Raw genomic sequence first — 10,985 nt, 5'->3', positions numbered from 1 at the left:
GATGCCGATGATCGTCGACCCGACGGCGCCGCAGGTGACGCCGCCGGAGCGGGTGACCTCGCCCGACGGGTGGCTCGCCGCGCTCGTCGACGCGCAGTGGGCGGGGGTGGTGCTGTCGTACAACGCGACGACCGCCCCCGCCGCGCCGCAGGCCGCCGATATCCGGAAGGTGCGGATCGTGCGGCAGGACCCGCGCGCGGCCGCGCCGGTGCCGGTCCGCTCGGGCGACGCGGCGTGGGCCGTCGAGGGCATCGGCACCGCCTACGACCACGAGGCGCCGCTCGGTGTCGCCGTGATCTACACCGCGACGCCGATCTACGACGACGGCACCGAGGGGCCCTCGTCGAGCCTGTCGGTCACGGTGCCGGCCCCGGCCGCAGGCGACGACCTCGACCTGTGGGTCAAGAGCCTCGACGAGCCGGGGCTGTCCCTGCGCGTCATGGTCGTCGAGTGGTCCGGGCCGACTGCGGCGGGCAGGCAGGATGCCCTCGACGTCGAGGGCAGCCCGTACCGAGTCGTCGCCTTCGACGAGCACGGCGCCGAGACCGTACAGGTCAAGGTCGACGTGCCACCCGAGCGTGTCGACCAGGTGCGCGAGCTGCTGCGCTCGGGTGTGCTGCTCGCACAGGTACGGCCCGGTTACCGGTCGCCGGACGCCTTCCATGTGCCGGCCGATATCACCGGGCCGACGCCGACCGGCAAGCTCGGCTCGTCCGAGGGCTACCAATTCGCGTGGACGATCGAGCCGATCGAGCGGCCCGACACCGACCGGCAGCCGATGCGCATGCCCGGGTGGTCGTACGACGCCGTCGCGGACCGGTTCGACACGTACGACAGCGTCGCCGCCTCGTACCCGTCGTACGCGGCGCTGTCGACCGACGGGGTCACCTGATGATGCGGCTGCCGCCGCAGGTGCTCGCCGCGCTGCCGAAGGCGACACGTCGCACCGCGCGGGCCGAGTGGTCCAACGACGGCGGGCAGACGTGGCAGCAGTGCAAGGTCGCCTCGGCCGAGGTGAAGCCGGACCGGACCGCGGAATGTCGCTGGTCGGGCTCGGCCGACCTGATCGGCGTTCCGACCGGCCGCGACGGCGTGAACGTCGCGGCGACGCACGTGCGGTTGTGGGAAGGGATCGCCGCACCGCGCAGCGACACGTATTGGGTGCCCGCGGGGTGGTACGTCGTCGACCAGGTGCGCGAGGGGCGCACCGCCGCGTCGGTGAGTCTGCTCGGGCTCGAAGATGTGGTTCGCGGGGCATCGCTGCCGGTCGCCCGCTCGGTCGAGTCCGACAGCGCCCGCGCCATCGCGGCGACCCTGGTTGCCGAGGCGCTGCCGCAGACTGCCGTGTCGTGGCGGCCGCGGGTCGACGCCGATGCCCGAGTGCCTGCGTTCCTCGTCGACGAGGACCGGTGGCAGGCGATCAGCGGCGGCACGGACAGCTCGGGCACCTCGACCGGCATCGCGCCGGCCCTCGGCGCCGAGGTGTACGCCGACGCCTGCGGCGTCATCACGTTCGCCCCGGTCCCCACGATCGACGACCCGGTCGTCTGGCGGCTGCCGTACGGGCAGGGCCGGGCGTACCCGGCGCGCGAGCAGTCCGCCGAGGGGCTCGTGAACTGCTGGGTGATCTCGGGGGATTCCGGCGACGGGCAACCGGCCGTCGGCCCCGTCGCGGTGTGGGACGACAACCCGAACTCGCTCACGTACGCCGGGCCGGACCCGGTGAACGACCCTCTCGCGCCGCAGCGGCTCGGGCTGCACGGTGTGCGGCTGCGCGTCGAGCGGTACTCGTCGGCGCTGATCACCGGCGCGGCGCAGGCGCAGACCGTCGGCGAGGCGAAGCTCGCCGACAGCCTCGGCGTGCAGAGCTCGCTCTCGTTCGACGCTTACAGCCATCCCGGGATCGAGCCGGGCGACGTCGTCGAGGTCGAGGTCGACCCCGGCGTGTGGCAGCGCCACATCATCGACTCGGTCTCGCGGAAGCTCGGCGCCGCCTCGATGAGCTGCCAGACACGAACTGCCGCACGGAGGCTGTGACATGGGTGTTCGCGAGGAACTCGGCAAGGATCTCGCGCGCAGCACGGCGGCCGCCTCGAAGACGGTCACGGTGCAGGTCGTCGACGTCACGGACACGGGCGCGGTGAACGTCGACTACGGCGGCGCGCTGCTGCTCGACGTGCCGTGCACCGACGCCTATCGCAACCGGCAGGCGGGCGATTGGGTCGCGATGCGGCCCGGGACGCAGCCGGTCGTCATGTGGCGGCTCGGCGACGACCCGACGGACGTCGACGAGGACCGGATACGCGAGATCGCCGACGACGTCGCGCACGATGTGCAGGTCGTGCGCGCGGTGTCGTGGGGCACCGGGGCGCCGCCGGGGTCCGGGTGGCAGTCCGTGAACGCGATGTTCATGCGGAAGACCGCGCAGGGGAAAGTCGAGCTGTACGCGCAGGTCGACAGCCCTACGGACACCCCGCCGGACGACCCGGCCGGGCACGCGCCGAAGGCCGTCAAGGTCACCCCGAACGACTCGGGCTCGTGGCGAGGCGGCCGGCCCGACGACTACGCCTCGACACCGACACAGGGCGATTGGACCGGCGGCGGCAACCGGCGCGGCGCCTGGTTCTACGGCTCGAAGATCGCGGCCGCGTGCGCGGGCAAGACCGTCGCGAAGATGACCGTCGCCTTCACCCGCCGCCGCGGCACGGGCGTGAACGCGAAGCGGCCGATGCACCTGTACCTGCACGACTACACCTCGGCGCCCGGCGGGCAGCTCAGCCTCGGCTCGGGCCCCGAGGAACTGCTCTCGCTCAGCGTCGGCGCGAAGGGCACGGCAACGCTCCCCGCGTCGTGGCGCAACGCGCTCGCGTCGGGCTCGGCGCGCGGACTGGCGATCTACGCCAACGGCCGTACCGACTATGCCGCGTTCACCGGCGGCACGATCACGATCACGTTCTCTGTGTAAGGAGGCGCCCCGCGTGGCGACCATCGGATACGCCCAACTCCCCGTGCCCGCAGGTGGTGACAGCCCAACCGTGCCGGCCGATATCGCCGAGCTCGCCGAGGCGGTCGACCCTCATCTGCTGCACCTCGTCGTCGACCAGGCCGACCGCGACAACAGGCTGTCGGACGCCCCGGCGCAGACCCTCGCAGTCGCCGCCAACGGGGCGACATGGCTCAAGTCGTCGGCGACGGCGAACACGTGGCTCACGCTGTGGCAGCCGTTGCCCGACTGGCGGCCGGTCACGCTCAAGAGCGGGTTCACTGTGGGCGACGTCGGGCTCGGCATCCGCCGCCGGGACGAGGTGCGGGTCTCACTCAAGGGGCGGATCACCCGCAGCGACGGCGCCCTGATCGTCAACCCGAACGCCGTGAACCTCGGCAGCGTCCCGGAGGACTGCATTCCGTCCGGGCTACGGACGTGGGCGGGCACGTGCTCGATGGGCGGCGCGACGACGCATGCCGCGGGGCGCCTCGAAGTCCTCGCGCGGAACACCGCGTCGGCGTACGGACAGCCCGGCGACGTCCTGTGGTGGTACCAGGGCGAGGCCGGTACCTCGTGGGTCGACATTTCCGGCGATTACTGGATGGACTGAGAGGGACCGATGCCGCTCTACACCTACGGCGGGAACGGCGCCGCCGTGCTCACCGACGCCGCCGGAAACGTCATCCCCGACTACCCCGTGACCGTGCGGGTCGCCGGGACCGGACAGCCGGTTACGGCCCTGTACGAGGCCGACGGAACGACGCCTATCGGCGAGCTGCGCAGCAACTCGGCCGACAGCGACTCGCCCGGTGCGATCCGTACCTTCCGGGCCGCGGATATCACCGCGATCGAATACGAGTACAACGGGCTCTCGGGGCCGGTCCGCTGGTTCGAGTCGGGCCGCGAGGTGCCGGTCGAGGCCCTCGAAGCGGCACGCGGCGCGCTCTCACGGTCCGCCGGCGGGACCGTCGCCGGTCCGCTCACCGCCGCGGGCGGGCTCACCGTGAAGAACGGGTTCACCGTCGACGGCGACGGCCACGTCGACAGTCTCGCCGTCGACTCGCTCACCGTGAACGGAAAGCCGATCACGGGCGACGGCGGCTCGCTCCCCGGCATGTACGCACCGCAGGCGTACGGCGCCAAGGGCGACGGCGTCGTCGACGACGCCCCCGCCGTACAGGCCGCGCTCGACGCCGCGTACAACGCGGGCGGCGGGTGGGTCCTGGTGCCGCCCGGCACCTACCGGTGCGCCACGCTGCCGCTGCGCATCCGGCACGGTACGCGGCTCACCCTCATGCAGGGCGCCGTGTTCCGCCGGGGAGCCCCGAACACGTTCCTGCTCAACGGCGACTCGACACAGCAGTTCGGCGGATACACCGGGCACGGCGACCTCGTCATCGAGGGCGGCGTGTGGGACATGCGCGCCACCGCCAACCCGGCCGACCCCGACATGTGCATCAGCATCGGGCACGCCAGGAACGTCACGATCCGCGATCTTGAGATCCGGGACGTGGGCGGGTACCACGCGATCGAGCTCAACAGCACGAAGGCCGGGCGCGTGATCGGCTGCGCGTTCCGCGGCTACCTCGACACCGGCGGCCGCGACTTCTCCGAGGCGGTGCAGATCGACGGCGCGTTTCGTGTGTCGGTGTTCGGCGGGTTCGGCCCGTACGACGGCACCCCGTGCGAAGACGTCGTCATGCGCGACTGCTACGTCGGCGCCTCGGGCACGGCGGGCACCGTGGCGTGGCCGGCCGGGGTCGGCTCGCACTCGGCGGCGTGGGGCGTATGGCACCGCCGCATCAAGGTCGCGAACAACACCTTCGAGGGCGGCGCGCAGTACGCCGTGAAGCCGTACATCTGGGATGACTCGATCGTGTCCGGCAACACGGTCGTGAACATGGGCGCCGGAGTCTGGGCCCGCACCCTCGACAGCTCGAAGACCGCGGACCGCCGGGACATGGGCGGCGTCGACCGCGCCTCGTCGCAGACCGGTTCGGGCCTCGTGGTCGCGGGCAACACCTTCCGCAACATCGGCGCGTTCAACGACGCGATCTTTGTCGAAGGCGAGGCGTCCGGGAAGTGGCGGCACGTCACGATCACCGGCAACACCGTCGCCACCGTGGGCGGTTCGGAGAACGGCCTTCGCGCCGTGCACACCGAGCGGTTCACCGCGACGGCGAACACGTTCACGGACATCGGCGGAACGGCGCTGTCGACCGAGAACTGCGCCGACGGCGTGCTGTCCGGCAACCACATCACGACCTGCGGCGGCTCGTTCTTCACGAGCAACGGCGGCGCCCGGCTCACCGTCGCCGACAACAACGCGAGCGACTGCAAGTCGCATGGATTCTGGGCCTGGTCGAACACCGATCTCAAGCTGACCGGCAACTACCTGCGGGGCGCCGGACGCGGTGACAGCACCGCGCAGGGCATCCGGCTCTCGACGAGCGGGGACCGGATCACGATCACGAACAACACCTACCGCAAGTGGGGCAGCGGCACCGAGGCCGCCTCGGTCTACACGTGCACGGCCGCGCCAACCAACATCCGCCGTTGGGGTAACGACTGGCTCGGACAAGGCACCGTCACCTCGACAGCCGCGAACGAGAACCTGTCGCCCTACGACGCCGGCACCCCGTAGGCGCCGCCCGTACCCGCTCACCGCACGCCCCGCGCAGCACCGCGCCGGGCGTTTCTTCATGCCCGGAAAGGGGCTCACCATGGCAAAACCGCTGTCGTTCGAGGCGTTCCTCGACGCGATGCGCGACGAGGGCGTGACCGTCAAGGTCGTCGGCGACGCCAAGCACCACAACCGAGCCGGCCACGGCTCGTGGGGGCCGGTGCACGGCGTGATGGTGCATCACACGGTCACCGAGGGCACGCAGAACTCGATCAACATCCGCCGCAACGGGTACATGACGCTGCCCGGCCCGCTGTGTCACGGCGTGATCGACAAGGCGGGCGTCGTGCACGTCGTCGGGTACGGGCGCGCGAATCATGCCGGGTTGGGCGACGACGACGTGCTGCGCGCCGTGATCGCCGAGAACGCGCTGCCGAAGGTCAACGAAGCCAACACCGACGGCAATTCGAGGTTCTACGGGTTCGAGTGCGTGAACCTCGGCAACAACTCGGACCCGTGGCCCGAGGTGCAGGTCGAGGCGATCGTGCGGGCGACGGCGGGCATCCTGCGCCGCCACGGGTGGGGCAAGGACGGGTCGACCTCGGTCATCGGCCACAAGGAGTGGCAGCCGGGCAAGATCGACCCGCGCGGCCCGATCGGGAAGAAGGGCGGCACCGCGCTCACGATGGACGCGATCCGCAAGCGCGTCGCCGAGCGGCTCAAGCACCCGGCGACCTGGTCGCCCGGCGGAACCGGCGGCGGGAACACCGGCGGCACCTACACCGTGCGCAAGGGCGACACCCTGTGGTCGATCGCCGCAGCCAAGCTCGGCGCCGACTCCCGGAACGCCGAGATCGCCAAGCTCAACGGGCTCAAGGACCCCGCCGCGATCACCCCCGGCCAGAAGCTCAAGATCCCCGCCAAGTAGGCGGTCATCCACGGGCGCACGCCCACAACACCGAAGGGGAACACGCATGTTCACCGGAGCATTCTGGAAGGCGACCGTCGAGCGCATGATCCGCACCTTCGCGCAGGCCGTGCTCGGCGTGGCCGGCGGCGACGGGCTCGGGATCGTCGACGTCGATTGGGGCGGCGCGTTCTCGGTCGGCGGTCTCGCCGCCGTGCTCGCGCTGCTCACCGCGATCGTGACGAGCGGCGGCACCGACGGCCCCGGCATCACAGAGAAGGTCGCCGCCTCGGACACCCCGACTCTTCCGTCGATCTGACGCGACCGCTCATGCACTGACCATAAGGGGCGCACGTGGACGTCGCGACGCTCGGCGCGGTCGGCACGATCCTCGTCGGGCTCGCAACGGCCGTCGGTGCCCTCGTCGGCAAGCGGGGCGAGAACAGGGCCGCGCAGTCCGGCGCGGTCATCGGCGGATACGGGGCGCTCGTCGACAACCTGCAAGAGGAGCGGGACAAGGCGCAGGCGAAGCTCGCGGAGAACGAGCAGCGGCTCGCCGAGGCGTACCGCGAGCTGTCTGCCGCGCACACGGACAACACGGAGAAGCGGGCCGAGATCACGATTCTCCGGGCCGAGAACGAGCGGCTGCGTGCACGGATCACGGAACTCGGAGGGGCCCCGACGTGACCAGACGCCATACGCAGCCGTTGCTCGCGCGGCGGTGGCGCTCGCTCATGCTCGCCGCGGTGCTGCTCGTCCTGGCGGGCGCGGTACTGCTCGTGTGGCTGCGGATCGATGCCGAGGCACGCAGGGCTGACCGGCTCGGCGCCGAGGCGGCTCGGCGCGGCGACGCGGTGACCACGCTCGCGACCGACGTGCGGGTGCTGCGCGAGCAAGTCAAGGCCGAGGGCGGCACCCCAGCGGCGCCGGACCCCTCGCGGGCGGTCGAGGATCTGCCGGACCGCGTCGAGTCGGTGCCGGGCGCACCCGGCAAGCCGGGCGACCGTGGCCCGAAGGGACCGCCCGGCAAGGACGGCGAGGACGGGCGCAACGGCGCCAACGGCGACGACGGGGCCGCGGGCTCGGACGGCGCTGACGGCCCGGCAGGCGGGCCCGGCCCGCCTGGTCCCGCTGGTCCGCCCGGCGAGGCCGGGAAGTACGGCAAGAACGGGGCCGACGGCCGTGACGGCGAGGACGGGCAGACATGCCCTGACGGCTACTCGCTACAGGCACCCGAGTACGACCCCGACGCCCTGATATGCAGGAAGGATTCCGCACCACCACCCGACGACCCCGCGCCGAGCCCGAACGTCCTCGGGCTGCCCGCGGAACGTCGCCGCTCATGACGACTTGCGCCCCTGTCTGGCCTCACGGCCGGGCAGGGGCGCTTTCGTCGTGTCTGCCGTGCAGGTATCTGATTACGCGGTGACCACTTCGCCTCTGCGGTAATATCTGCGGGCACTCTCGGACCTGAGCCTTTCGGGATACATTACGACATACCCCGGAAGAACAGTTATCTGCCATGGTTCGGGAAGGAGTGAACTCACGAGGCGGAACAAGTCGTCGGCTGCCATCTCCGTCACACTCAACTCGACGTCAATGGCCGCATACGTCTTCTCGTGTTGCTTCCTGGCGTAGCGGAATGTATAAGGAAGGGAATCCTTCATTATTTTGAGCAGGTCTTTCAGGTTGCACCCGCCCGGTGGAATATCCTCGATCACCCAGTCGAGGTTCGCCGGGTACATCTGATCGAAGTGACCGGGATTGAATACGGTGGTATCGCGCTCCCTGCCCGGATCATTGATTCCGAACCCGTTATAGTTCCACGGCGCTTCACCGTCCCCTTGATGCTTGTCGATAAGAAGTTTTTCCGGCGCGACTGCCGAGAAATCTTCTGCGACCGAGAGAGCGGTGAAACTGATTTCTTCCAAGTGGACACCAACCCGGCCACTCAGTTTGCGTAGATGCTTCCTCAGCCGCTGGGCCAGCGTCACCTCGGCCTTACCGATATAGACCAGCTCACCGTAGCGGTACAGCTGGTAAACGCCCGTGGTCGGCGGAAGCCTCTTGATTTCCTCTTCGGTCAAAGGGGCGGGGGTCAACGCTTGCAAGTCCTCCGCGAGCTGATCACCAAGAGCCTTCGTGATGCTCAGCTTGAACTCGGCGTGGTTGTTCATCATGCGAGCGGCCCCCTTCAGCTTCGTGATCACCGCCACCCTAGCCGGTGATCCGCCGCGAGTGAGCAGGAAGTTGCTGGGGTTGACACAATGATCACCAAGTCCGCGGTACGCTTCGCACATGTCTGAGCTGCGAGAATCCCGCGAAAGCGTTGGGACCTGCGTTGAGTTGTTCGCTGGCGGTGGAGGGCTGGCGATGGCCGTGCACTCGGCGGGCTTCCGTCCGCTACTGGTCAACGAGTACGTCAAGCGCGCGTGCGAGACCCTCCGTGCCAACCCAGCGGAGCCCGCGGAGGGTGACAAGCCCGCGCAACCGTGGCCGCTCATCGAGGGGGACGTCCGGGGCATCGACTTCACCGAGAGAGTCAAGGAACCTGTTGACGTCATCGCCGGAGGCCCACCCTGCCAGCCGTTCAGCCTCGGGGGGGTACACAAGGGCGACGATGACGAGCGCAACATGTTCCCCCAGATGTTTCGTGCCATCCGGGAGCTCAGGCCGAAGGCGGTCATCTGTGAGAACGTCCGCGGGCTTTTGCGACCTTCCTTCTCACCGTACTTCGAGTACATCAAACGCGAATTGACGCTTCCCTTCCTCACTAGAGCCGAAGGTGCGACGTGGGAAGAACACGATGAGGTACTCGCGAAAGCCATCGCGAACGACGAGGCAGACCCGTCCGAGCGGTATGTAGTCACTCACATGCCCGTGAATGCCGCCGACTACGGCGTTCCACAGGTCCGGCAACGAGTGATCATTGTTGCGTTCCGCGCTGATCTCAATGTCGATTGGGAGAAGCACCGACCCAAAAAGCAATATTCCGATGAGGCTCTGATTCACTCAATGCGAGACGGTGGGCCGTACTGGGAACGCCACAAGGAAGTTTCGGATGAGGTGAAGAAGCGCGTAATCGAGAACCTCCCCAAACTCGACCTTGAGGACGATAAAGTCAAGCACAAGGTGCAGATGAGGCCATGGCGTACGCTTCGGGACGCCATCACAGGCATCGACGAGAATGAAGGGAAACCGCTTCCGGAGATTCCAGTGGATGCACTCAAGCCGAAGCGGCAGATTGGCGATATCTCGGATCATTTCGGATGGCCGGGGGCGCGCATGTACCAAGGGCACACGCCGAACTACTTGGACCGGCCGGCGAAAACCGTGAAGGCTGGCGTGCATGGTGTGCCTGGTGGCGAATCTGTCATGCGGCTGGACGACGTTGAATACGACGGAACCGGCTACCGGTACATGACAGTGCGTGAGACCGCGCGAGTCATGACTTTCCCCGACCGCTGGACCCTTGAGGGCCCGCGCGGCGAGAAGATGCGACAGCTGGGCAACGCTGTCCCCGTCAAGCTCGGAGCAGCTTTCGCGAAGGCGGTGGCGGCGGCGCTCGCGGACGCGGAGACACGCCAGTGACAGAAGCGGCGAGGGATCGGCAACACTGGAAAGACCACGTTCCCGCTGACCGAGCCTGGAAGCCGAGACCCGGGATGAACAAGCGCACTCGCACAGCCGAGCAGGACCGGGCGGCTGGCGGCTCCCGAATGCGTGCGGTAAGCGTCGGCGATGGACGATACGCACACGGTTCCATCGCGCTGCGTCTCTACAAGAAGCGTCGTCGTATCCGCGCCTACTTGCGGTGGTCCCAGGACGGCGGGACCCGCGAACGCTACGTGGGTGAGGTGGACGCGGCGACCCGCGCCGCCAACCTCAAGGCAGCGTGGTCGATAGCGCGAGCCGCCGGATATGTCGTCACCGAGGAAGTGCCAGCCGACTCCTGGGCGTCATCGCCGGCATCCCGTGCGGTGATGCGAGCCAACAAGGGGCGGGATACGAAACCGGAACGCCTCCTCCGCTCAGCTCTGCACCGTAAAGGGCTCCGCTATCGCGTGTCGGCCAGGCCGCTCCCCGATCTCCGCAGGACGGCGGACGTCGTGTTCCCCAAAGCCCGTGTGGCCGTGTTCGTCGACGGATGCTTTTGGCACGGTTGCCCCGAACACCATCGCCCGGCCAGCAAGCGGGCTGAGTTCTGGGCAGAGAAGATCGCAGCCAATCAAGATCGTGACGAGGAGACAACGACCACTCTGCAAGAGCGCGGGTGGGAGGTCGTCCGCTTCTGGGAGCACGAAGACCCCGCGCAAGCGGCCGAACGAGTCAACGAACTCGTGAGAGAGCGGCGGAAGGTGACTTGATCCAGCGTCACGACGTGATTCTTCCTCCTTGGTAAGGGCTTCCGTGCCGCTGGCAAGTTCGCACTCTCAACGCGAAGTTCTCCCGGGCTCACCCGCGTCGTG

At 68.8% G+C, this 10,985-nt stretch carries 12 protein-coding genes; 11 read left to right on the top strand and 1 reads right to left on the bottom strand.

The window, feature by feature from the left end; translation table 11 throughout:
- Position 1: 1 nt before the first annotated feature.
- The 9 genes from H297_RS0119175 (at position 2) to H297_RS0119135 (ending at position 7,862) form a co-directional block, all read left to right on the top strand.
- Complete coding sequence (locus H297_RS0119175; protein ID WP_027738380.1) at positions 2-892, top strand: hypothetical protein; 891 nt, start codon at positions 2-4, stop codon at positions 890-892.
- Entirely contained in the window at positions 892-2,037 is a 1,146-nt protein-coding gene (locus tag H297_RS0119170; protein ID WP_027738379.1) for a hypothetical protein, read from the top strand. Before H297_RS0119175 ends, H297_RS0119170 begins: the two co-directional genes overlap by 1 nt.
- Before the next feature lies 1 nt (position 2,038).
- On the top strand, positions 2,039-2,965 hold the full coding sequence (locus H297_RS0119165) for a hypothetical protein (protein ID WP_027738378.1): 927 nt from the start codon (positions 2,039-2,041) through the stop codon (positions 2,963-2,965).
- Between the two features lie 13 nt (positions 2,966-2,978).
- A complete protein-coding gene (locus H297_RS0119160; RefSeq protein WP_486589576.1) occupies positions 2,979-3,596 on the top strand; it encodes a hypothetical protein in 618 nt (205 codons plus the stop codon).
- Between the two features lie 9 nt (positions 3,597-3,605).
- Positions 3,606-5,630, top strand: a complete 2,025-nt coding sequence (locus H297_RS40335; RefSeq protein WP_051351989.1) for a right-handed parallel beta-helix repeat-containing protein — start codon at positions 3,606-3,608, stop codon at positions 5,628-5,630.
- Between the two features lie 79 nt (positions 5,631-5,709).
- Entirely contained in the window at positions 5,710-6,537 is an 828-nt protein-coding gene (locus H297_RS0119150) for an N-acetylmuramoyl-L-alanine amidase (RefSeq protein WP_027738376.1), read from the top strand.
- A gap of 46 nt (positions 6,538-6,583) precedes the next feature.
- Positions 6,584-6,835 carry a holin gene (locus H297_RS37225; RefSeq protein ID WP_037794722.1) on the top strand — a complete coding sequence of 84 codons (252 nt, stop codon included), beginning with the start codon at positions 6,584-6,586 and terminating at the stop codon, positions 6,833-6,835.
- 35 nt (positions 6,836-6,870) lie between these two features.
- Positions 6,871-7,203, top strand: coding sequence for a hypothetical protein (locus tag H297_RS0119140; protein WP_027738375.1), 333 nt, complete (start codon positions 6,871-6,873; stop codon positions 7,201-7,203).
- Positions 7,200-7,862, top strand: coding sequence for a hypothetical protein (locus tag H297_RS0119135; RefSeq protein ID WP_027738374.1), 663 nt, complete (start codon positions 7,200-7,202; stop codon positions 7,860-7,862). The genes H297_RS0119140 and H297_RS0119135 overlap by 4 nt, the downstream gene beginning before the upstream one ends.
- A 72-nt stretch (positions 7,863-7,934) precedes the next feature.
- Here H297_RS0119135 and H297_RS37220 read toward each other — a convergent pair whose 3' ends face one another.
- Positions 7,935-8,726 carry a GIY-YIG nuclease family protein gene (locus H297_RS37220; protein WP_051351988.1) on the bottom strand — a complete coding sequence of 264 codons (792 nt, stop codon included), beginning with the start codon at positions 8,724-8,726 and terminating at the stop codon, positions 7,935-7,937.
- Positions 8,727-8,814: 88 nt separating this feature from the next.
- Between H297_RS37220 and H297_RS0119125 the strand changes: the two genes are divergently transcribed.
- Positions 8,815-10,107 (top strand): DNA cytosine methyltransferase, encoded by a 1,293-nt coding sequence (locus tag H297_RS0119125; protein ID WP_027738373.1) that lies wholly within the window; start codon positions 8,815-8,817, stop codon positions 10,105-10,107.
- Between the two features lie 74 nt (positions 10,108-10,181).
- Positions 10,182-10,883, top strand: coding sequence for a very short patch repair endonuclease (locus tag H297_RS41835; RefSeq protein WP_078514310.1), 702 nt, complete (start codon positions 10,182-10,184; stop codon positions 10,881-10,883).
- Positions 10,884-10,985 lie beyond the last annotated feature (102 nt).

It is taken from the genome of Streptomyces sp. CNT360 (assembly GCF_000424785.1).
This window is presented reverse-complemented; position numbering and strand designations above follow the sequence as displayed.